The 22,776-nt window shown below is 61.1% G+C and carries 20 protein-coding genes and 1 riboswitch; of the genes, 18 read left to right on the top strand and 2 right to left on the bottom strand.

Annotation, left to right across the window (positions count from 1 at the left end):
* The first annotated feature begins 30 nt into the window (after nt 1-30).
* The 13 genes from VFB33_01520 (at nt 31) to VFB33_01460 (ending at nt 14,932) form a co-directional block, all read left to right on the top strand.
* Entirely contained in the window at nt 31-978 is a 948-nt protein-coding gene (locus VFB33_01520; GenBank protein ID HZO80348.1) for an NADH-quinone oxidoreductase subunit H, read from the top strand.
* Between the two features lie 10 nt (nt 979-988).
* Nucleotides 989-1,669, top strand: coding sequence for a hypothetical protein (locus VFB33_01515; protein ID HZO80347.1), 681 nt, complete (start codon nt 989-991; stop codon nt 1,667-1,669).
* Complete coding sequence (locus VFB33_01510) at nt 1,666-3,108, top strand: proton-conducting transporter membrane subunit (GenBank protein ID HZO80346.1); 1,443 nt, start codon at nt 1,666-1,668, stop codon at nt 3,106-3,108. Before VFB33_01515 ends, VFB33_01510 begins: the two co-directional genes overlap by 4 nt.
* A gap of 3 nt (nt 3,109-3,111) precedes the next feature.
* Nucleotides 3,112-4,701 (top strand): NADH-quinone oxidoreductase subunit C, encoded by a 1,590-nt coding sequence (locus tag VFB33_01505; GenBank protein HZO80345.1) that lies wholly within the window; start codon nt 3,112-3,114, stop codon nt 4,699-4,701.
* Nucleotides 4,702-4,716: 15 nt separating this feature from the next.
* Nucleotides 4,717-5,484, top strand: coding sequence for a hypothetical protein (locus VFB33_01500; GenBank protein HZO80344.1), 768 nt, complete (start codon nt 4,717-4,719; stop codon nt 5,482-5,484).
* Nucleotides 5,484-7,628, top strand: coding sequence for a proton-conducting transporter membrane subunit (locus VFB33_01495; GenBank protein HZO80343.1), 2,145 nt, complete (start codon nt 5,484-5,486; stop codon nt 7,626-7,628). The genes VFB33_01500 and VFB33_01495 overlap by 1 nt, the downstream gene beginning before the upstream one ends.
* A 34-nt stretch (nt 7,629-7,662) precedes the next feature.
* Nucleotides 7,663-7,723, top strand: a riboswitch (Fluoride riboswitch).
* Between the two features lie 81 nt (nt 7,724-7,804).
* Nucleotides 7,805-8,632: a hypothetical protein gene (locus tag VFB33_01490; GenBank protein HZO80342.1), complete on the top strand. Its 828-nt coding sequence runs from the start codon at nt 7,805-7,807 to the stop codon at nt 8,630-8,632.
* A gap of 19 nt (nt 8,633-8,651) precedes the next feature.
* Nucleotides 8,652-9,347 carry a metallophosphoesterase family protein gene (locus VFB33_01485; protein HZO80341.1) on the top strand — a complete coding sequence of 232 codons (696 nt, stop codon included), beginning with the start codon at nt 8,652-8,654 and terminating at the stop codon, nt 9,345-9,347.
* Complete coding sequence (locus VFB33_01480; GenBank protein HZO80340.1) at nt 9,344-10,303, top strand: HEAT repeat domain-containing protein; 960 nt, start codon at nt 9,344-9,346, stop codon at nt 10,301-10,303. Before VFB33_01485 ends, VFB33_01480 begins: the two co-directional genes overlap by 4 nt.
* A gap of 32 nt (nt 10,304-10,335) precedes the next feature.
* On the top strand, nt 10,336-12,777 hold the full coding sequence (locus tag VFB33_01475) for a dynamin family protein (protein HZO80339.1): 2,442 nt from the start codon (nt 10,336-10,338) through the stop codon (nt 12,775-12,777).
* A gap of 15 nt (nt 12,778-12,792) precedes the next feature.
* A complete protein-coding gene (locus tag VFB33_01470) occupies nt 12,793-14,034 on the top strand; it encodes an MFS transporter (GenBank protein ID HZO80338.1) in 1,242 nt (413 codons plus the stop codon).
* The gene (locus VFB33_01465; GenBank protein HZO80337.1) at nt 14,031-14,486 is read left to right on the top strand and encodes a HEAT repeat domain-containing protein; all 456 of its coding nucleotides are present in this window, start codon (nt 14,031-14,033) and stop codon (nt 14,484-14,486) included. The genes VFB33_01470 and VFB33_01465 overlap by 4 nt, the downstream gene beginning before the upstream one ends.
* Nucleotides 14,487-14,515: 29 nt before the next feature.
* Nucleotides 14,516-14,932: a hypothetical protein gene (locus VFB33_01460; GenBank protein HZO80336.1), complete on the top strand. Its 417-nt coding sequence runs from the start codon at nt 14,516-14,518 to the stop codon at nt 14,930-14,932.
* Nucleotides 14,933-15,307: 375 nt separating this feature from the next.
* Here the strand turns inward: VFB33_01460 and VFB33_01455 are convergent, their stop codons facing one another.
* A complete protein-coding gene (locus VFB33_01455) occupies nt 15,308-16,801 on the bottom strand; it encodes a CHASE3 domain-containing protein (GenBank protein HZO80335.1) in 1,494 nt (497 codons plus the stop codon).
* 216 nt (nt 16,802-17,017) lie between these two features.
* The gene (locus tag VFB33_01450; GenBank protein HZO80334.1) at nt 17,018-17,731 is read right to left on the bottom strand and encodes a hypothetical protein; all 714 of its coding nucleotides are present in this window, start codon (nt 17,729-17,731) and stop codon (nt 17,018-17,020) included.
* Between the two features lie 501 nt (nt 17,732-18,232).
* Here VFB33_01450 and VFB33_01445 point away from each other — a divergent pair.
* From VFB33_01445 to VFB33_01425, 5 genes are all read left to right on the top strand, one after another.
* Complete coding sequence (locus VFB33_01445) at nt 18,233-18,682, top strand: hypothetical protein (GenBank protein HZO80333.1); 450 nt, start codon at nt 18,233-18,235, stop codon at nt 18,680-18,682.
* A gap of 787 nt (nt 18,683-19,469) precedes the next feature.
* Nucleotides 19,470-20,300 carry an LOG family protein gene (locus VFB33_01440; GenBank protein HZO80332.1) on the top strand — a complete coding sequence of 277 codons (831 nt, stop codon included), beginning with the start codon at nt 19,470-19,472 and terminating at the stop codon, nt 20,298-20,300.
* 161 nt (nt 20,301-20,461) lie between these two features.
* Nucleotides 20,462-21,295, top strand: coding sequence for a VOC family protein (locus tag VFB33_01435; GenBank protein ID HZO80331.1), 834 nt, complete (start codon nt 20,462-20,464; stop codon nt 21,293-21,295).
* A 33-nt stretch (nt 21,296-21,328) separates the two neighbouring features.
* Nucleotides 21,329-22,108: an SDR family NAD(P)-dependent oxidoreductase gene (locus VFB33_01430; protein ID HZO80330.1), complete on the top strand. Its 780-nt coding sequence runs from the start codon at nt 21,329-21,331 to the stop codon at nt 22,106-22,108.
* Between the two features lie 344 nt (nt 22,109-22,452).
* Entirely contained in the window at nt 22,453-22,776 is a 324-nt protein-coding gene (locus VFB33_01425; protein HZO80329.1) for a hypothetical protein, read from the top strand.

The following is a 22,776-nucleotide window of genomic DNA, read 5'->3' as shown; positions in this document are numbered from 1 at the left end:
TGCGCCTCCCAGGAGCAGGTGCAGCGATCGATGACGCGCTCAGTTGCGTTCAACCTGTTGCAGGTGCTTTTCGTGCTAGGGCTCGCGCCACTCGTGTCGGGCGTGCTCTCGCGCCTCAAAGAGATCGTGCAGTCGCGGCGCGGACCCAGCATCTTCCAGCCCTATCGCGATCTGCGCAAGCTGTTCAACAAGGACGAAGTGGTCTCGCAGAATGCGTCCTGGATTTTCCGGGTCACGCCCTATGTCGTCTTTATAGCGCCGATCTTCGTCACCACTTTGATCCCGGTGCTGACGAACTATCCGCTCTTCTTCGCATTCATGGGCGACATGCTGGGCGGCGGGTTCGTGCTCGCGCTCGGCGGATTTTTCGCCTCGCTCGCGGCGGTTGACACGGCTAATCCCTACGGGCCGATGGGCGCGAGCCGCACGCGCATGGTCGGGTTCCTTGCGGAGCCGGTCTTCATGATTGTCTTCTTCACCGTCTCATTTATCGCAGGCTCGACCATACCCTATATCGTCCAGCAGCACTGGGTAACCTTCGCGGACTTCTTTGCGCCGTCGCACGTCCTATTGGTGATCGCTTTCGTAATGCTGATTCTGGCCGAGGCCGGGCGGATTCCGGTTGACAACCCGACAGGCCATTTCGAGCTCGCGATGATTGATGAGTCCAAAAGTCTTGAGTACTCGGGCAATGGCATGGCGCTGATGAAATGGGGCGGCCAAATGAAGCTGCTAGTGCTGATGTGCATTTTGCTCAACGTGCTGGTAACCCCGTGGGGATTGGCCGGCGGTAAGAACCTGACTGACGTCTTTTTGGCTGCGCCACTTGTTTTGCTCAAGATCGGGCTCTTCATTCTGATTTTGGTCGTAATTGAGTCGTCGTTAGCTAAGTTGCGGCTGTTTCGGATCAGCGAATTCCTAGGAGCGGCTTTTGTAACCTCTGTGGTCGCAATGATTACAGGGCTTCTGAGCTTTTAGGTAATCGACGATGCAGAACCTGGCGCCAGCTTTATCCTCACTGAACGGCCTTGCCGCGGGAGCTTTTCTCCTGAGCGGCTTCGGCTTGCTCGCAACCCGGCAGATGCAGGGATGCGTGCGCTTCTTCAGGTTGCAGTCGCTTGCGCTGGTCGGGTCGATCTTCCTTGTAGCCGTCGGGGCTCCGGTGCCGGACCTGATCGCCGTCGCCTTGCTCGATCTCGCGATCAAGCCACTGCTGATTCCATGGCTCCTGAGGCGTTACGTGCCTGAAGAGGTCTTCCGGCGCCGGGAGATCGAACAGGTATTCAACATTCCCAGTTCCTTGCTAATCGCACTGATTCTGACGCTCGCGGCCTACTTCTTGGCCACTCCGCTTCCGCTTGCGGCCGTCGCCATGGCCAACATCAACGTTCCCGTCGGCCTTGCCGGCCTCCTGCTGGGCGTGTTCATGCTGGCCGCACGGCGCGAAGCTGTTCCGCAACTGATCGGGATTTTCGCGATCGAGAACGGCTCGCTGCTGACCGGCATCGCTATCGCGCCCAGGCTGCCCCTGGTGGCGGAGATGGCCTTCCCGTTTGACATGCTGATCATCGCGCTGGTCATCGGAATTCTCACTCGCATAACCCACGAACGCGTTGGCACAACCGAAGTCGGAGCGCTGCGCGCTTTGCGCGAAAGCTCGGCAAAATGAACCTGTTCCTAATTCTGGTTTTGCCGTTAGTAGCGGCTCTGATTTCGTGGCTTCCGCTCGGCCGCCGCACTGCTCCGATCGTCACTCTGCTGGCGTGCATCGTCGTCTTGGTCCTGGCGGGTGAAGCGGCCTTGAAGGTGGCCGCAGGGGCCAGGGTGAGCGCGGTTTCCGAATGGGTTGAACTCGACGGTCTCGGTGCGTTGATCTTGGGGCTCGTTGCAATCGTCGCAACAGCTGCCGCATTGTTTTCTTGGGGCTATGTGGCCCGCGAGGAAGACGCAGGACACCTCCGTCGCTATTACGCCAACTACAATCTTTTCGTTTCCTCGATGCTTGCCGTGCCGATGCTGGTCGAGCCGGCGCTCGTATGGACTGCGGTCGAGTTGACAACGATCTTTGGAATTTATCTGGTGGCGTTCGATAACACTGCCGAAGCCGTAGAGGCGGCATGGAAGTACTCGGTGCTGACAATCATGGGAGGCGCGATAGCACTGCTCGGATTCATAGTTTTGTATCGCGCTACGCGTTTTGGTTTAGCACCTTTTAGCTGGAGCGGGCTGATAACGCTCGCACCCAGGGTGCCGCCCGACGTACTCGAGTCGTCCTTTCTGCTGATTTTGGTCGGCTTTGGCGCCAAGGTCGGGCTGGTGCCGTTGCATACCTGGCTTCCTGACGCCCACAGTCAGGCACCCACGCCCGTCTGTGCACTCTTGTCTGGTATTAAGACAACTCTCGTTCTCTACGTCATTCTGCGCCTGCTGCCGATCCTCAACGCCACCGGTCGGATTAACATCGAGCTTTGGGCGGTTGTCATCGGTCTTATCTCTGTAGGAATCGCGGCATTCCTGATTTTGCAGGTTACTGACTACAAACGCCTGTTTGCGTTCTCCACAGTGGAACACATGGGAATCATCCTGACCGCGGCCGGCCTGGGTGGCACTGCGGCCCACTACGGCGCTGTCTATCAAATTTTAAATCACTCGCTGACCAAATCGTTCTGCTTTTTCGCAACGGGCGCTGTCTTGCTCGCGGTGGATACCCGGCAGATCGCGGACGTGCGCGGATTGATACGAACTTCACCCATCGCGGGCGCCGCGCTATTGTTTGGTGGAATCGCGATCGCCGGCGCGCCCCCTTTGGCGGTATTTCTGAGCGAGTTTTCAATTTTCCGCTCTGGAATCGCCGGTCAGCACTACATCACGACCGGCCTGCTTGCCGCATTCGTGGTCGTGGCCTTCTTCGGGATCCTTCACCATCTCAACCGCATGGTCTTCGGTGAAGCGTCCCCGGCAGCCACGGATTCACTCCCGGTAAGATTGCCGCGCAGTTGCGTATTGACCCTGATTCTAGCCGGCGCGCCTATCATCATCCTGGGCGTCTATATGCCGCCTCCGCTTCACCGTCTGCTTCAAATGGCTGCCGAAGGTATCACGAGGTAAGCGGTGGCGGCCGTTTTGCACGAGCTTGCAGAACACGCCGAGGTGCGATGGACCGGCAGGGTTCGCCCGACCCTCAATGGCGCGCCCGACGCAGATTGTCAACTGCAGTGCGAGGCCTCGGACTTGCCGGAGATCTGCAACTGGCTGTTTTCCGAGCGCCATTACAGTTTCGGCGGTCTGGTCGTCGAGCAACGGCAGCGTTGGGAACTTCGATACCTCTTTTATGGGGAGGGGAAAGAAGGCTGGGTGCACGTCGTCACTTACTTGCCGGAAAGCGGTGAAAGAATACCCAGTATCGCGAAGCTGGTGCACGCGGCGGATTGGCATGAACGTGAGGCCGAAGACGCATTCGGCCTCGTCTTCGAGGGCCATCCTCGGTTGGGTGACTTCGTGCTTCACAATGACGTCTGGCACGAAGGCGTGGCGCCGATGCGCAGAGCGTTTGACGGTTCCAGGCCCGTGACACACCGCGAGCCGGACTTGAATTGGAAACCCCGTCGCATTGTCGAGGAGGCGGGCGCTTTTGCGATGCCGGTGGGGCCGCTCTATTCCGTCGCGACCGCGCCGGTATACTTTCAGCTGGAAACGGTCGGCGAGGACGTCATCCGCGCGCAGCCCCGTCTTTTCTACGCTTACCGCGGGCTGGAAAAAATCGCGGAGGGCCGCCGGGCGGAAGATGTGTTGCTGATCGCAGAGCGAATCAGCGCCACCTCCGCGTTCGCTCATTCGCTGGCGTTCTGCCAAGCGGTTGAGCGCCTGTCCGATGTCGAGGTTCCGGAGCGGGCATCTTCGCTTCGAATATTTCTCGCTGAACTGGAGCGCCTTCGTCATCACGTCGCGGCCATCGAGGGGATCTGTGAATCGACCGGTCTTACGGTTGCCGCCGCTCAGGCGGGAATACTCCAGGAAGACCTGCTGCGAATCTCAGGCCGTTTGACCGGCCACCGCTACCTTTTCGGACTCAATGCCTTCGGCGGGCTGGCCATGGAACTAACTGATGCCGCGTGCGCCAGCGCCGCCAACGGTGTGAGCGACGTCGCGCAGAGGCTTGCGACTCTCCAGAGTATGCTAAGCACGTCGAGCAGCTTTCTTGACCGCTTGGAGGATGTCGGCGACGTATCCAAATCGGACGCGGTGGACTTCGGACTGGTGGGACCGGTAGCTCGCGCGTCGGGGCTCGCTCGTGATCTCAGGAAGGCACAACCGTACTGCGGTTACGAAAAGATCGATTTCCGGATTCCTCAGGAGTCCGAGGGGGACGGCTATGCGCGATTGCGAGTGTTCTTCCGCGAGGCCGAACAGTCCGCGCGGGTCGTCTCCAATCTCGCACGTGCTATTCCCCCCGGCCCCTACCGAAGGCCACAAGTCAGCCTGCGCCCGGGTGCCGCGCTCGGCTGGGTGGAAGCGCCAAATGGAGCGGCTATGCACTGGCTTCGCCTCGGCGAAGCGGGGCGCGTCGACAGATACCGAATCGTCACACCCTCATTTGCCAACTGGCATGGTTTCAGACTTGCGGCCGAGAACTTCGCATTCCAGGATTTTCCGATAATTCTGGCGACTTTCGCACTTTCGGTGCATGAAAATGACCGGTAGCCGGCGGAGCATGCCATGAGCCAGTGGGTAATCAGCGGTCTACGGACTGGCATCAAAAGCACTCGCTACCCTCGCGTCAAAGAGATTGCGCCGGGAACGGCCCCTGGCCTGCCCGGCGCGACGCCACTACCCGCTGACCGCGCGCAGGCGATAGCCGCACTCTGCCCGACTGGCGCTCTCGACGCGGCTCACGGCGGGGTGAATGTCGATCTGCGCCGCTGTGTCAATTGCTTCAGATGTGCGCGCGACACAGACTGGCCGATGAACTGGGACTACAACTACGAGTGCGCAGCTGCTCCAGGGAACGGCAATAGCCATGTATCGCGCCTGGGTCCGGCCTTTAGCCGGTCCGCCCACATACTCGTCGTTGATGCAGGCGACTGCGGAGCCTGTCTCAATGAAGTCAAGCAACTGAACAATCCGTATTACAACATGCATCGCCTGGGCTTTTTTTTCACTCCAACGCCGCGTCATGCAGACCTGCTCCTGGTTGTTGGGGCATTGACAGAGCACATGCGCGTCCCGCTGCGTAAAGCCTACGACGCGATGCCGGGGCCCAAACGCGTGATCGCCGTGGGAACCTGCGCCCTTTCCGGCGGGGTCTTTGGTCGCACTTTCGCATGCGCGGGGGGCGTGAAAGACCTGCTTCCAGTCGATGTTGAGGTGGCGGGCAATCCCCCGCCCCCGCTTGCAATTCTGCACGGGTTGTTGGTGGCGGTCGGCCGAAAACCGCCCGGCTCGCTCCGTCGCGCACTGCGCGACACGGAGAACGGAGCGAGCTGATGGCTATGCAGTTGCTGTTGGTCATCTCCCTGGCACTGTGCGGCGTGGGCGTGGTCTTGCCGCTAATCATCAACGAACGGCGCATCCCGTCGCTGCTGGGCATTCTCGGAGTCGCGATTTCCGGTGGTTTGCTCTTCTTCAGCGGCGCTGCACTGTTCGGCGGCGCAGCTTTCCGGGCGACACTGTGGACGATTCCACCGCTGGTTACGCTAACGCTCGAGCTCGACAAACTGTCTGCACTATTCCTTTTTGTTTCGGGATTGGTTCTCTTACCGGCCTCGATCTTCGCGTCGGGACACCTTGACGCTTATCTCAATCGTTACAGCTTGCGGGCTTTCTGCGTTTCATACTTCAGCCTTTTCGCGACCTTAATACTGATCCCGCTATCAGCCGACGTCGTATCCTTTCTGATGCTCTGGGAGTTGATGTCGATCCTCCTGTACCTGATCGTCGGCTACGAGCATGAAGTCGAAGAGCACGCGCGCTCGGCCTACGTGATGTTCGCGATCGGAGAGGCCGGAACGCTGCTCATCGCATTCGCCTTCATCGTGCTCGCTGCGAACGGCTCGCTCGAATTCGCGGCGTTGAAAGCAGCCGGAGGCAGCCTCGGAGATGGAGCGCGATGGGCGGTTTTCCTGCTTGCGTTCATCGGTTTTAGCGTCAAAGCGGGCCTTATCCCGGTGAACTTCTGGCTGCCGCGAGCCTATACGTCGGCGCCGCTTCCATTCGTGCCGGTACTCGCCGGCGCCACACTTAATCTGGGCTTGTATGGGATCGTCAGGCTCGACGGCGATTTGCTGCGAGTCACCGCTCCGGGGCCGGGTCTGGTCGTGCTCATTATCGGCAGTGTGACAGCGCTGCTAGGTATCCTCTACGCGACCACGCAAAGCGATCTGAAAACTCTGCTTGCCCATAGTTCGATCGAGAACGCCGGCATCATCGCAACGGCTCTGGGCGCGGGATTCGTGTTCGTGGGATCGGGCCACCCGTCCATCGCGGCCATCGCGTTCGCCGCGGCTTTCTATCACATGCTGAACCACTCGATTTACAAGAGCCTCTTGTTTGTCGCGACGGGGGCGGTCGATTCGAACGTCGGCACTCGGAACATCGACCGATTGGGCGGCTTGATAAAAGCGATGCCTCTGACTGCAGGGTTTTTTCTCATTGGAGCACTCTCGATCGCGGCGCTGCCGCCTTTCAATGGCTTCGTCAGCGAATGGCTGACCCTGCAGACGATGCTGCTAAGCGCAGGCATGGCATCGACCGGCATCAAGATCGTGTTTGCAATCTGTGGTGCGATTCTAGCCCTGACTGCCGCACTTGCGGTGACCTGTTTCGTGAAAGCATTCGCGATGAGCTTCCTCGGGATGCCGCGCTCTGAGTCGGCGGGCAACGCGCGCCGGGCTAATTCATCGGCGATCCTGCCGATGGCTTTTCTCGGGGTGCTTTGCTTCGTGCTGGGAGTCGCGCCCACCTACGTTATTCCCGTACTTGATGGCGCGATCGGCCCGCTTGCTCAGCAGGCGCGTGCCGCCGACGCCCTCATCCCACCGTTCTTCGTTGGGAACCCCCATCACCGCGAGCTCCCCGCTTCCTTCGTCGCGGACTTTCATACTCTGGGCGCGCAACTTGGACAGAGTGTTCTCCCTGGACGCGGGTTGGTCGTCATGCATCGCGGCGGCGCGAACAATCCGGTGGTCTTCGCGATGTCCACCTCCTACATGGCGGCGGTCTTGCCCTTGATGCTGCTCGGCGTGTTCGTCGTTTTCCGGCTGATCGTCGTCCGCGGCCGGGCAGTCGAGCGGCGCGCGGTTTGGGATGGAGGCATACGCCGTCTGCTGCCCGAGATGACGTACACAGGCACAGGTTTTTCCAATCCGGTCCGGGTAATCTTCGAAGCCGTCTTCCGGCCGACCACGGTCGAAGACACCCGTGAGACCGTGGGCAAGCACTTCCGCGCAGTGATCCGTCGAACTCGAGGCGAGAACCACGTTCTTGACCGCCTCCTGCTCAACCCGATCTCCGACGCCGCGTTGTGGGTGGCAAATGGGTTTGCTCGGATGCACCACGGTGTCCTCAATGCGTATGTCTTCTACGGGCTGGGCGCGCTTATCGCGGCACTGCTCGTCGCCAGGTTTTCTTAGGTGCTTGACCGCCAGAGAAGGGAGTCCTAGCGTAAAAGCACAAGGCGGTGGAGTCCGCCGATAACCGCCACCTGGCCAATGACTCCTGCAGCGGCTTGAGACCCGAGGCGGGAGTGAACCTCCGAGGGCCGGGGTCTCGGCACCGCTCTCAAACGATTGACGATCGGAGAGGGCAAGTGCTTGAGCGTCTGAGAGGCAGCTTCCGAGAGTTACTGAGGCAGCTCGACGGTACCGTCTGCCCGCTGTGCGGGGTCCTTGCCCGGTACGAGCGGCAGCAAATCGAGAGTGTCCACGCAAAGTATGCACGCGTGCCCGCCCTCTGCGGGACCCATCTCGATATTTTTCTCCACGCCGTTACGGACTCCGCCGACCGGGCGCGCTGCGCACGGCAAGCGCTCGAAGCATCGCTTACGCAGGGCCCAGCCTGTGAGATATGCATCAAATCGGCGAAAATCGCGTCATCCCTGGTGCGCTCGATCCGCCGGCTCGACGGCTCGATGCGTTTCCGCAAGGCGCTCGAGTCCGCGCCCCTCTTCTGTCGGCGTCACGCGGATGCTGTAGCGGACACGCGTGACGCGATCAATTTTGCCGAAGTCCAAAGAGCAAAGGCTCGCCTGCTGCGCGATAGTCTTGCGCAGGCCGAACTGCGCAATAGCGAAGGGCTGGAACCGCTGATCGAGCACGCTCTCACCTATCTGGCCCAGCCTCCGAAGCGGACGCCGGCTCTCCAGGGGCAGCTGGATAGGGAGAGTGGCGCCGCGACCTCGGAGAGGGCTGAATTCGAGCAGTGGGAAGAGAAACGGTTGCTCAAGCATTTGGGCGCGCTCGAAAGCGAGTTGGCAAGTCTCCGTTATCGCAACGCGTTGCTTTCCGAGGAGAACCGGAGACTCAAGCTCGCCCATGTGGCGAACGAAGCCACCCGGCGGGACCTTGAGCGTGACCGCGAGCAACTCCTCGCTGCGGCGAAGAAATCCGACTCTCCGAAGTCTTCGAAGCGGTGCTGAAAAAGGATGGCCGGTTCTCATGCGCATCTGCGTTATCTCCGACTTGCATGCGAATATCGAGGCGCTTTCGGCATTGCCGACTGATTATGACGAACTATGGGTGCTCGGCGACCTCGTCAATTACGGGCCCGACCCTGCCGCGGCGATTGAGTTTGTGCGCTCGCGTGCGGCGGTCGTGGTTAGAGGAAACCACGACAACGCCATTGCGCTCGGGGCCGATTGTCGCTGCTCTCCTCGGTTCCGCGCGATGGCCGAGGCGACTAGCGAGTACACGCGTTCCGTGCTGAATGCCTCCGACAAACAGTTTCTGCGCGAATTGCCGACGTACGCCCGCCGCATTGTGGACGGCCGCACATTTTTTCTCTGCCACGCGACTCCTTCTGATCTGCTCTTTGAGTACCGCGCGCCAGACTCGCCGTTATGGGAGCGTGAAGAGGACGCCAGCTCCCGCGCCGATGTTATCCTGGCAGGTCACACGCACTGGCCTTTCATTCGAACAGTTGGCTCGCGCCTCGTGGCCAATCCTGGGAGTCTGGGCCAGTCGAAGGCCGGCGACGCGCTCGCCCGCTATGCGGTCTGGCGGGACGACCATTTCGAGCTTAAGGCATATGACTATCCAGTCGAAGCCACTGTACACAAAATTCTTTCGCTGCAATTGCCCGACCAAGTGAAGCACGATCTGGTTGAGGTTTTGCGCACCGGAAAGGTCCGATGATTTCTCGAATCCGCGCCGAGCGCGACGATAAACTCGCGCGGGTCGCCCGACGGCTGCGCTCTCTGCATGACGGCGACCTCGCCGTCATCGAATCAATCGGGATCGGCACCGACGCCATACCGGTCCTGCGCGAAGTCTTGTTCGAAAGAGACCGTGCCGGAATTTTCGAGCCGCGTGTTCGAGCGGTTCGCGCCCTTGGGGCGCTGAACGCAACCAATGTCCTCAAAGACTTCGTCGCAACGTGGCGGCCGGCAGTCGATCCGATCGAGCGCCTTGGCGACGAGGCCGTTTTGAGCGCGACGGCGCGAAGCTTGGGAGCGACGCTTGACGAGCAGGCCCTCTCCATCTTGTGCGCTGTCGCTCGTGAGCATCCAATCCCTGGAGTTATAGAAACTCTGGGGCGGTTCAAGCGCCCTGAGACGATTCCGATCCTTATTGACGCGCTGGCGGACGACTGCGCTGCCACGGCTGCGCAAGACGCGCTGAGATCGAACCCGGACCAAGCCGTGCCCTCGCTGATCGAGATCGCGTTGCGGGTCACGGTGGGTCCGAGTGGACGTGAGATGCCGTCGAGTGTCCGACGCCGCCGGCGCGCGCTGCGCTTGCTGTTGGAGATGCCGGTCACGGGCGACGCTCGCAACCGCATCGCTCGCCTCGCGCATGACCCTGACGACGAGATTGCGGCTCTGGCATGCAGGATCGCCATTGCCGCTGACTGTGAACAACCAGGACGCGCATGCGCAAAGCGCCTGGTCGATCTTCTGCGGAGAGCTCCATGGCCGCTTCGCAAGGAAATAGAGGACTGCCTCATAGAGCACCTGGCGGTCGCGCGGGAATTCGTGGATCGAGCGCTCGGACAGCCGCCAGGCGGCCATCTCGTGGATAGCTCGCAGCTGCAATTTCGCCGCTCACTCGAAAGGATAAAAAGGAGCGGCTCTTCGGCTCGGGGTCATTGACCCTCAACCAGATGGAGACAGCGGTACCAATCGTGAGTGCGACCGCGGGCGCCATCCGGCGCTACGACAATCTCAAGCTGGAAGTCGCGGCTATCGCGCAGGCCGGCATGCTCCAATGCGCCAAGCTCAAGAACGAGGCGGGCGAGTGCGCCTTCCAGCAGCTGCTCGCGCGGTTGGTCGAGGACCACTTTAACTTGGCCGTCGTTGGCCCGTTTAGCCGGGGCAAGAGCACTCTGATGAACGCGATCCTCGGATTCAACGCTCTGCCGACCGGCATTTTGCCCCACACGTCCGTAATCACCACCGTCTGCTACGGGCCGCACGAGCGGGTTCTCGTCAGATGTCAGGGGTGGTCGCTTCCTCAGGAGATCCATCTCGATCAACTCGAGGAATACGTGACCGAGCGCGGCAATCCGGGAAACCGGCGGCGGGTCACGGTGGCCGAAATTCAGTTGCCCGCCGAGATGCTCCGGCACGGCCTCCACTTTGTGGACACACCCGGTGTTGGCTCTCCGGTTTTTGCCAACACGCAAACAACCCAAAGCTTTGTGCCGCAGATCGATGCGGCCATCTTCGTGTCCAGTTTTGATTCCGCGCTCGGCGAAGCGGACATTGAGTTTCTTCAGCGTGTTCGGTCCACTGTCGGGATCGTTTTCGTCGTCCTGAACAAGCTGGATCTAGTTTCAGACGCGGAGCGCAGCGAGGTCACGAAGTTCGTCCGCGAGCAGCTCGATCGTGTTCTGGGCGTCGGCACATATACCTTGTTTGCCGTCTCCGCTAAGCACGCGCTTGCGTCGAAGCTGGCCCGTGATTCCGAAGCTCTGGCTCAATCGGGCCTGACCGAGCTCGAAGCCGCGCTGGCGCAGTTCATCGCTGAGGGCAAAACTCGGCAGTTGGGCATCCGCGTCGCAGAGCGGCTGATAGAGCTTTTGCGACGCGAAGCTGCCCACGCCGAAATCGCCACCTCTGTCAGTCACTCGCCCGATCGGACGTCCTCGCTTGCTCGACAAATCGAAGCCGAGCATGCGGCTCTGCTTCAGCAGCTCGAACAGCTTCGCAACCGTCTCGAGGCTCATGCGGTTGAAGTCATGCATGAGCTCCAGCCTCGTTTGAGGGCATCGTTCGAGAAGCTAAGGCAAGTCGCAATTCGAACCTTTCTGCCCGATCTGCTCTCGCGCAAGGCGTTTGCGGAACCCGACGGATTCGACGCATTCGCACGCGGGGTTTCTGAATTTTGCCAACAAACCCTGTCGCATGAGTTGCCACTTTACGAGGCCGCGCTGAACGAGCACTGGGAAGGCTGCGCAGCTCCTATCCTCAGGCAGCTGACCGAGCTGCCTGAGCAGCTTCTCGCCAGAGCTACCGGCCGCAATGAACTGGAAACCCACGCACCTGCTTCGAGCGTCGAGAAGCCCGACCAGCACCGGCGCAGACTGGAAGTCGCCGAGGTGGCGCTGATCGAGTGGCGTGCCGCTCTGAACCGATGGAGCCATTTCCTGCCCCGGCGCTGGTTGTCCGCTACTGCGGAACCACAGTTCGGCAAAGCGCTGGACCAGTTGCTCGCGCAGTACCGCTCCAGTTTCGAGGCGATGCTGCGAGAAGCAATCGGCAATCAGGTGGAAGCGGCTTGCCGAGAGACTGAAGAGGCCATCACTCACCAAGCCGTCCGAATCAGAAAATCGCTCAGCGATGAAGAAGCGCCAAAGAATCGCAAGATCTTCGGTCAACTGCTGGACCGCGCGCAGGCGGCACGACGCTGCTTCGACAGTAACCAGACAACCCTGGCATCCGCGCCTGAAGACGGTGACCGTGATCACTCGGCCATCGCAAAGGCTGGCGCGCTCTGCGTGTGCCCGGTCTGCCGCGCGGTGGTACGGGCTGTCTTCGATCATCTGGGCAAGCTCCAATACGAACTGAGCGTCGAATCAAGGTCTCAGCGGGCGCACGCCGAGGCCGGAGGTTTTTGCCCCGCACATACCTGGATCTATTCAAGCTTGACCTCTCCAGTCGCAATCTCGCGTGCCTATCCGCCCCTGCTTTGTACGCGTGCCGAGAGACTCGAGCTCGCCGCGCGCAGATCGCGCTCGCTTGATGCGCTCGCAGAGGAAATTCAGGCCCTCGCCCCATCGTCCCTGAATTGCGTAGTGTGCTCGGTTGCACACCTTGCCGCTAAAGAGACCATTGAAGACATTTTCGCAACACTTGGCAGGGGCGAGACTCCCACTCTTTGCCTGCCGCATCTGAAGCTGGCTCTGCGAAGCAGCGCGCACTTGGCAGAAGCCCGTTTGCTCGCGACCGCCTCGGCGCGCGCTCTTGCGCGCCTGGCGGATGCTATGCGCCGGCACGCGCTCAAGCATGACGCCATCCGTCGGGGCCTCATGACCGCGGATGAACGGGATGCGCCACAGACTGCGCTCAGAAAATTGGTCGGCGACATGCTGTTGGTGTTGCCCGCACGCGAGGATCGGGTATGACGAGGATCCATCCGAATGACGCTCAGACGAACCACAAGGCAGCTGAGAATGGATAGACGATCTGAGCCAGTATTAAAGGAGCCCGAGGAAGCTGCTCCTCTTACGACTTGGCTTAATCGCAACGTCGCGGGCATGTGTTTGGCGAGTTTGCTCTCTGATCTCGGTCATGAGATGGCGACCGCGATTTTGCCTCTGTTTATTGCGGCGATCGGCGCCTCGCCCGCCGCTCTTGGAATCATCGAAGGCGCCTCCGATGGCGCTTCCACCTTTGCGAAAGTCGGCAGCGGCAGAATCGCGGATTACAAAGGATTGCGGCATAAGGTAGCCAGCCTGGGCTATCTGATCACTGGTCTGGCCACCGGCTCCTTTGCGCTGGCGCAGTCGTGGTTTGGGCTGCTCATCTCGCGCACCATCGGTTGGATGGCGCGCGGTGCGCGCGGGCCTTGCCGCGACAACCTGCTGGTGGACTCGGTTCCCATGACTAGAGTGGGAACGGCTTTCGGGTTTCATCGGTCAGCCGACACTCTGGGCGCTATCCTCGGTCCACTTGTCGCAATGTTCTTGCTCCATCGACTCGGGTTTCGGCGGATCTTCCTGCTCAGTCTGCTTCCCGGAGCGCTCTCTGCAGCCGCGTTCTTCTTTCTGGTTCGCGAACCGCCTGACCGCCGCCGCGATATCCACCCGCAATTCCCCGGTTGGCGAGCTGCCGCGCCTCCAACCTATCGCCGCTTCCTGGTCGCCGTTGGAATCTTCGGCGCTGGCGACTTCGCTCACAGTATGTTGGTGCTTCGTGCCGCCGACTTGATGGGTTCGACGTCCAAGGCGATGAGCGCAGCGATCGCACTCTACGTCGTCCACAACGTCACTCACGCCCTGTTCTCGTATCCCATCGGCGCACTGGGCGACCGCTATCAACGGCGCTACCTGCTCGCGGTGTCCTACGTCATCGATACGGTTGCTACGGTCGGGTTCGCGCTCGGACCACGAAGCCTCACGCCACTCGTGGTGCTTTTTGTCCTTGAAGGAATTGTGTTGGCCGCCGAGGAGACCCTGGAGTCCGCGGTAGCCACTGATCTGTTGCCCGCAGACGTGCGCGGCGCGGGTTTTGGCCTTCTGGCTGGCACTAACGGCGTTGGTGATTTGGTGTCAAGCATCGTGGTAGGGCTTCTATGGAGCCGCGTGTCGGCGGAGGCCGCCTTCGGATATGGAGCCGCTATGAGTGCGATAGGTTCGCTAGTGCTTTTCCGCGCGATATGACTTTCTACTGCGTCAATTGCTTTGCCGAGCTTGCGAGCGACGATCGTGCGTGCCCACGATGCGGCGTCGAACAACAACTCGACGGCCGCGACTACCCTGCAAAGCTCAGAAAAGCGCTCAAACACCCGCTTGCCGAGACGCGACGCCGCGCCATCTTCGTGCTCGGCGAGAAGCGCGTAGCGGAGGCGGTCCGAGACCTGGCCGAACTCGCGGACCACGAGGACGATCCATTTCTTGTCGAGGAAGCTGCCATTGCGTTGGGGAAGATCCGGAACGAAGAGAGCCTGGCCGCGTTGGCTCACGCTGCTCATCACAAGTCCTTCTCGGTTAGAGCACGCGCAATCGAAGCCCTCGCAAGGGCCGGCGGCGCTTGGAGAAAAATTGCCCTTGACATTGCGGAGCACGATCCAAGCGCGACGGTCAGGGAGAGTGTGCGCTGCAGGAACGATTGAGGCCGCCGCCTCGTCGGCGAGAGTGTTCAATGACGGAATCTCATCTGCGACGGCTTTCCGTCACCCTGCGGATATTGGAGGATGCACTCCTCGACATCGAGGCAGGGCTGGCCGACCCACCCCGTCTCGCGATGACGATTTACGAGGACGACGTACCCCATGCGCTACGGGCGCCGATTCGCGAACGAGTCCGGCAACTGCGCGACGAAATTCTCAAAGTCAAGGAACGCTATGCGCTCGCTCCACAGGTTCTATCCAACCGTCGGCGAATTTCAACCAAGCTTTCTCTCCTGTCGATCAACCTCACCGAGGCGACTGCGCGCTACATGCGAGCCTATGGCGAGGTGACGCCAGAGGAACAAGGTCCCCTCGACACGCAGGTCATGAAGTTAATCGATATCGTGGATGAACTGAACGCGGTCGTGAACGGGCGCCAGAGGACCTGACGGCAGCTTGAGACGGTCCATACCGTCAACGCCGATTGAATGTTGACCCACCTTCGTTCGAGATCGCCGAAGTAAAACTGACCGACCCGGCGGTGGCATGGCGACGCGGGGTGGAACGCGAGGAGGGCTGCCATCCACCCTGATCGGGGAAGTTCGTGCAGGGTGGGCGACCGGGTGACGCTCTCCGCCGGCTCACCAAATAAATCAGGGAGCCTGCACGTCCTCACCTGGCCCGGGTTCGCGATTGGTGTCAGATTGGCGCCAACCAGAGCCCGCCGCCACGTCGAGAGAATCGACGAGGTTCTCGCTCTCTGATCGCAATCAGTTGAGCCGCCTGCTGCCTCGTCCTCGGCGATCCCCGGGCGTGCCTCCCTTTCAGCTCACAAGCCTACCTAATGTTCCAAACAAATCGCGTACGAGCCGGGATGGTTGGATCCGCCATTCGACGCTCCTGAGGATGAAAAGAAGACAAGCGATTCCATCAATTTCGATCGGGAGAACGGAAAGGACGGCGTCGAACGCGCGTCCGGATTTGGCGCGAAAACCAACTGGAGCGCGCACAATCTGTCCAAGCCGCGCCTGCTCCACGGCCTGTCGGAGCTCGCCAGGATTATCGATCACGCTCACTTTCTCAATTGGCCAGCCCAGAATCTCGTCCCGCGAATAGCCACATAATTTCAGAAATCCATCGTTAGCACCGATACAAAGCGAGTCTTCCTGCGTAGCGATGAATGCCGCTTCAAGTCCACAGTGAAAAAGGCTGATCAGGACCGCTTCATTCGTCTCAAGTCGGCTCTTCATCGAGGATTGCTCGCTTATATCGCGGAACAACAACACCGCTCCGTCCAGCCTTCCGGTTTCGTCGCGCAGCGTCGTGCCGCTCGCGGTTATAGAGGTAAGGGTTGGATCGTCAGGGCTTCTCGTGTCCAGCTTTGTATGCAGAAGCCCCGCAGCTCCATGCGCCGCAATCTGAAGACCCTGGGAGCGGAATGGCAATGGGCCCTCGGTTAACCCTGGTTCAAGCTGGGCCGTCAGTTCGCCAAGCAGGCGCGATCTGCCCCGCTTCAACAGTTGTTCCGCGGCCGCGTTGGAGCGAAACACTTTCATATCAGAATCCAGAAGCACTACGCCTTCGTCCATGCTCTCGAGAACTGCATCCATGAATCTGGCCCGCGCTTGCAGGTCCCTGTCGCGCTGCGACAGTTCGGCCACCCGCTTTCGCAGTACTGTCAGTCCCCGGAAGGTGCACACACCGGTCAAAGATAAAATCAGAAACCCGGCGACACTTGCGCCGGCAATAGTGCGGATGGCCCTGCCTATCGGGAAGCTCTCCTCTGGCTGGCGCTCGGCCAGAAGTGAATGCTCATCGCTGATCAAGCCGTCTATGCGCGGCAGAACCTGGTCTGCCGAAGGATGTCCATCGCTTGACCGAAGCATTTCGAGCGCCGCTTCAGAACCCATCTGTGTTCGAACCTGGATAGAGTCGTTGAGGGTGGAGAATCTAGCTTCGATCAACGGCTCGAGGCTTTGCAGGCGCCGCCGCTGGAGAGCTTGATCGCCGATAAGCGCCTCCAGTAGATGAAGCTGACGGCGGGCTTGGGCGCTTGCGCTTCGGAAGCGCTCCAGATCGTGCGGATCATCCCGTATTAAGTAATTATGCTCGCGGGCCTCGGCCTCGTTGAGCAGAATCCGAAGGCTATGAAGATGGTCGATAATGTCCTGGATATGGGACGATCGTTGGTTATTTCTCAGAAGGCTTTCCAGACTCGAGTATCCCGCCAGTGCAATGACGGCCATGGCAGAGAGAACCAGGGCGAACAGAACCGTGATGCCATATCTGAGCCCGCGAACATACGCTAGACTGTGCATTTGATCTCTCCGATGAACTTGCTATGGGTCGGAGTTGATCAGGGCTCCCTGAGCACGAGTGTGACGAAGTGCGGGGCACTTTCGAACCTTCCTTCGCGCCTTTCGCCGGTGTACTTTGCGACACGATGGCTTGCTGCGCGGCTGGCTGTTACCCAGCTAGTAAGGAAAGGTCGTCGGCGGCCGCCCGGTTCGCTGTTTAATCGCAGCGATGTGCGCCTATTTCACGCTGGTACCAGGGCCGGGAACGTCTGTTGATGTTTCATTTGCGACGCTGGAGGCACCGTCGCCGAACGCTTCCGACAATTCATAAAACCGAGCCTGCAGTTCGCTGAGAGAGTCGATTGCCGCGCTGAGCTCCGCGATATCCAGTTTCACGGCCTTGGCTGGTTCCAGCCCGTTTGCCACGTCGGCGAGTTGCACCCGCACAATATGCGCCATCTGGACTACCTGCTGATGGAGCGCCCTGACCGGGGCGAAGGATTCGGCCAGGCTCCCGAGTTCGTCGCGGAACGTACGCATCGATTCGAAAGACGTTGAGAGCCTGCGAATGTTGTCGTGAAAACTTCCAAGTGGCTCGCGAAGCTCGAGCGCCAGACGGGTCAGCTGGCTGATGGCTTTCGATGCCCGCGTGATCTCTATGAGGCGCCTCTGGCATTGTCGCGCCGGGTCGAATAACTCGCCGACGGCCTGCGCCAGCCCATCCGACGAGGCCGGTATCGCGCCGGCCATCTGCTCTCCAGTCTTTCCGACGAGCCGCTCCTCGGTATTGGTCGCTTCGATGGGTGAGCCGATCTGCGATGACCTCGATGCGTCGCTCGTTACTGGAGAAATCCCCTCTGCAGGGCGCGCGAGCGCCTTATAGCGGGACGGCGCGGATGGAGATGGCGGAGTGAGCAGACGCTGCCGAATTTCTTCGAGCCTAGGATGCATTGTTTTTTTTCCTCGCGTCTGAGGTTTGTCTGAAAAACAATGCCCACTCCTAGCTCAAGTTGAGGTCCAAGCCCAGAGGAGACGCGGCAACTGATTGAAATCTTTAGGTAAGGAGCGTGAAAACGCGTGAAGCGCGCGTCAAAAATTCAATGGCTATCACGCCTTCCTCTAAGACAACGTTTACGTCCAATAGGTAGAGTCCGTTATGAGCTGCGCTCAGCAGGATCTACCTCCGCCTGGAGGTAAACTCCGGGCTTCCGGCGATACTGCGCGGTGAGACCGCTTCGGTGATCGACCCAACATCGCTAGCCAGCCACGCAAGGGACTTGCTCTATTTGTCACGGTGCTATACTTGAGCTCCGATACTTCTCGATCTGACTTTGCCGAAGCGGTGGGCGACGCTCCCACGGGCGGGCGCTCGCGAATTCGGCTGCTGCGCAACTGCCGAATTCACCAGGCAGCCGAGCACCCGCATTTCATATCGTTCAGAGGAGGAAGACTTTGGACCAAGCGTTGCTGATCTCTATACCTGACGAGGCGGTGGCCAAGGTGTTCGACCCTGTTAAGCCGGCGCGCGAGATGCTGGATCGGCTGGCCAAGGTACTCGAGCCGGCTCGCCAGCTAACCCAATTGGCCGATGTCTTCGAGCAGATAAAGAGCTTCCAGGATGATCTTGCGGACGTGGCCGCGGCCTTCGAGCCGATAAAGGGAATGGGCGGACATCTGGAAGCCCTGGCCGAGCGCTTTGAACCGATGCGTGCTTTCCACAGCCAATTCGAACGAGTTGCGGCAGCCTTCCACGAACGGCTGATCGAATTGGCGGCCGCGATGGAGCCAGCCACGGCCTTCCAGGATCAGTTGAAGAACCTGACCAAAGCGTTCGAGCCGGCTAAGGCGTTGCAACACCGTTTCGTTGAACTGTCGCGCGCCTTCGGCAATACCGAGAAATGACCGGCGGATAAATCTCTTGCGCATCCGCGCATAGCGACTATACCGAAGCCATTCTTGACTGAGAGCAATGACATAGAGGATCGGTTTGCGAATGCCGTGAAGTTTGTGCTCGATGCGTTTGGCGGGGCCAGCCTGACGCCCTCGAACAAGCAGGCGCCAAGGGGCGGCTATCGCCGACGTCGCCGTGCTCGCATACTTCTACTATGCATAGCGTCGATCGCAGTCGTTGCAGTCATCGTTGGGGCCGCCTCTCAGGCATGGCGACGCCATCTGGCGAGCATAGCCGCCCGGGGCGATCGCGATAACGAAAGGCCGCACCACCGGCCAGTCAACCGTCGCACCGGAACCTGAATCCACCGCAGCGGCTCCGAGCGTTGTGAGCATCGACGGTTCGGAGTTGCCGACCGCCGCAGGCGACCACCCCTAGCAACTCTCCGGCGGACCTCGTCTCTGAGCAGTCGGGTTCGCGCGCTTCGCCCCGAGCGCGACGGCGATCGTGCGTGCGGCTTTTGCGGGTTTCTCTGCAAAAGACGGGAAGACCGTGTAACGTCTACAAGCCCGCCCGCGTTGTATGCTGGCCTGCCAAGTGACCTTGCCGCAGGCGGCGCGACCCAGCCAGCGCGACTCCGTCGCTCTCGACGCGCTGGCATCGGGATTAGCCTCTATTGGGCCTGAGTCCGGGGTAGCCGCACCCGACGAAGGAGCCTGAGCGATTTTGATAAGATCCTTGTGCAATGGGCGCAAGGCGCAACTGGGCTTCAGCGCCGCGCTGCCGCAGAGGTGAATCTTGGACAAGTCGCACGACGCCAAACCACACCATCGCCAGACCAAGGCTTACGAAGACATGCGGTTCCTCGAAAGCAAGGACGCGCGCGCCTTGCGCATCCTGGCCGAATACCTGGAACCGCTGTCGCGCTTCAAACGCTACGGCGTGCAGGACACGATTGTCTTCATGGGATCGGCGCGCTTGCTGTCGCGAGAGGCCGCCGAGGCTGCGCTGGCCGCGGCCGAACGGACGGGAAGCGATCTCGTGGCCGCGCGCGTCGCGCTCGAACTCTCGGCGTACTACGAGGCGGCACGCGAGCTCTCCTATCGGCTTACGCTCTGGTCAAAGAAGCTCGACCATAATGAGCGCCGCTTCGTCATCTGCACCGGCGGCGGCCCCGGCATCATGGAAGCGGCAAACCGCGGGGCCTCGGAAGCCAAGGGGCTCAACATCGGGCTGACCATATCGATCCCCGCCAGCGAGTTCGACAATCCCTACGTGAGCCGGGAGTTGCACATTCATTTCCACTATTTCTTCATGCGCAAGTTCTGGTTCGTCTATCTGGCCAAGGCAGTAGTGCTGTTTCCCGGCGGCTTCGGCACGCTCGATGAATTCTTCGAGATGCTGACGCTGGTGCAGACGCGCAAAATGAAGAAACGGATGCCGATCGTGCTGTTCGGAGCGAAATACTGGAACGAGGTAGTGAACTTCGACGCGCTGGTGAAATACGGCACGATCAGTCCCGGCGACGTCGGGCTTTTTCACCGGACCGATTCGGTCGACGAGGCCTACGACCTTATCACTCGCGGGCTCGCGGAGGACGCGCTCGGGAACCCCGGCGCGGAACTTTAGTCGGACCATGGGCGCCGCTTCTCGGCGTCCGCTGCGGTTTGCCCGCTCGCCTGCAACCGCCAGCGCAATTCCCTGGGTCGGCGTGGGAGTCTATGATGTCGCCTCGGAACGGGCCGGCTCTTACCCATCAGAGGCGATCCGCCCGGCCGTCGGGAAGCAAGATGCTGAAACGGGTTGATCGGGTACAGATCGTTGTCCACGACCGCGACCAAGCGGTGCGCACGGCGGCTGCCGTTTTCGGCGCGGAGGTCGCCTCCAGCGACCGGGTTGAACCGCTTGGCGCACAGCGCACGGCCGTGCGGGCAGGCGCGAGCATGATCGAATTTCTCGAGGTCGACGGCGCCGGGCCGGTTGCGGATTTCGTCGCGCGATGGGGCGGCGGGCTGTACGCGGCCGGTTTCGCGGTGGCCGACCTCAACGCCGCCGCCGCGCTGCTCGCCCGCAACCGGGTCGGCTTCGCGCGCGCGGCGGACCAGATCTTCCTCGACGCGGGGGCAACTTGCGGGATGCCGGTTGTTCTGAGCCCCTTCGAGGAGCGTGTGTCGGTAGGTGCGATCAAATGGACCTACGAGGTGACCAACGTGGTCGCCGACTGGAGCGCGGCGGCCGCGCGCTACGCGCGAATCTTCGGGCTCGATTCGTCGAAGTACGTTCCGATCGAGCACGACGAGTTCGGATATAGGGGAACGCTCACGATGTTTGACGCGCCGGCGCGCCTGGACCGGATCGAGATCTCGCAGCCGACGAAGGACGCCGCGATGGGCCGGTTCCATCGCCGCCGCGGTGACGCGCTGTATATGTTCTATGTCGAGGCCGACAGCGTCGAAGCCATAGCCGAGCGCCTGCGCGCGCGCGGCGGCCGCTTCACTCCGCGCCGCGAAGGCGTGCACGACGGCCTGTGGATCCATCCGACCGCCTTTTGCGGTGTGCTGGTCGGGGTGAGCCGCACTAGCGTGGCATGGCGATGGTCGGGCGACCCGGCGCGCGGCCGCTGATTCGCCGTCACGCTCAATCGGGGGGAAAAGAACATGGCAGGCAAACTGGAAGGCAAGGTCGCAGTGGTCACCGCCGGCGGCTCGGGAATCGGCGCGGCGACCGCGCGACGCTTCGCGCGCGAAGGCGCGCGCGTGGTGGTCGCCGATCTGAGCGGGACGCGCGCCGCCGCAGTCGCCGACGAGATCGCGAAGAGCGGCGGCCAGGCGAAGTCACTCAAGATGGATGCCTCCGACCCCGAGGGCGTGCAGGCGGCGATCCGGCTTGCGACCGAGAGCTGGGGACGGCTCGACGTGACGTTCAACAACGCCGGGCTCGGGATGGTCGAGCTGCTCGAAACGATGTCGCTGGAGAACTGGAACCGGATCGTGGCGGTCACGCTGACCAGCGCCTTCCTCGGCATCAAGTACAGCATCCCGATCATGCGCAAGCAGGGCGGCGGATCGATCGTCAACACCGCTTCGATTTCGGGGATTGCGGGCGACTACGGGATGTCGGCCTACAACGCAGCCAAGGCCGCGGTTATCAACCTTGCCCGAGCCGCCGCGCTGGAAAACGCGAAGCACAGGATTCGCGTCAACTGCGTATGCCCGGGCGCGATCAACACGCGCGTGGCGCAGTTGCTCGGCGGCAGTGACGTCGAAGGATTCCGGCGCAGACTCGGTCAGAATCCGATCGGGCGAATCGGCGAGCCCGAGGAAATCGCCAACGCGGTGCTCTTCCTGGCCTCCGACGAGGCTTCGTTCGTCACCGGCACCACGCTGGTCGTGGACGGCGGCCTGACCGCCCACACCGGGTTACCTCCCTTCGTCTGATTTAGTACGCCGCTGACTTCTCGCTTCGTGCGGATGCGGCAAATCTCCACAGGGCAGGCGTAACGAACTCCCCTGTCCCGTCCATGTTCGCGAAAGGCCAAACGCGACGCATCCGCGCGGCGGCGCCTGCGCTGTGAGCTCTTCGCATGGCGGTGGCGTTTCGGGACACGTCCACCGATTGCGTCAGAAATCCGCGCGATCGCGGCGCTGAACAGCGCCGGCGATTGACGTTCCGCATCAGCCGAGCTTATGCGCAGGCGCTGGCACGCGCTTCGCTCTATGTCTGACTCGAAGCCGTTGAGCCGTAACGGCCGAATCGCAATTCCTTACGGAAAGGTGGAGAAATGAAGGCTTCGAAGATTCTGGTGATTGGCGCTCTAGCCGTGTTGACTGCGGCGCCGAGCGTCGCGTGGAGTCAGGCGGTACCGACGCAACCCGAGGCCACCATCAAGGCCGAGCAGAGTCCGGCGCTCTCCGAAGTCAGGGCCAAACTGGTCGAGGTCGGGCGGCGCCTGCGCGCGGCCAAGCTCGCTTCGTTCTCGCGCCCGCTGCCGGAGGGCGACTATATCGAGGCCCAGCGGGAAGTCGCGCGGGGCAACTATCGCGCGGCGATGGCCGATCTCGCTCGGGTCGAAGAGCAGCTCGGCGGCCTGCCGAACTGGCAATAA

Source organism: Candidatus Binataceae bacterium (assembly GCA_035650475.1).
Classification (GTDB): Bacteria; Desulfobacterota; Binatia; order Binatales; family Binataceae; genus JAKAVN01.
The sequence above is the reverse complement of the archived record's forward strand: the minus strand, read 5'-3'. Positions and strand labels throughout refer to the sequence as shown.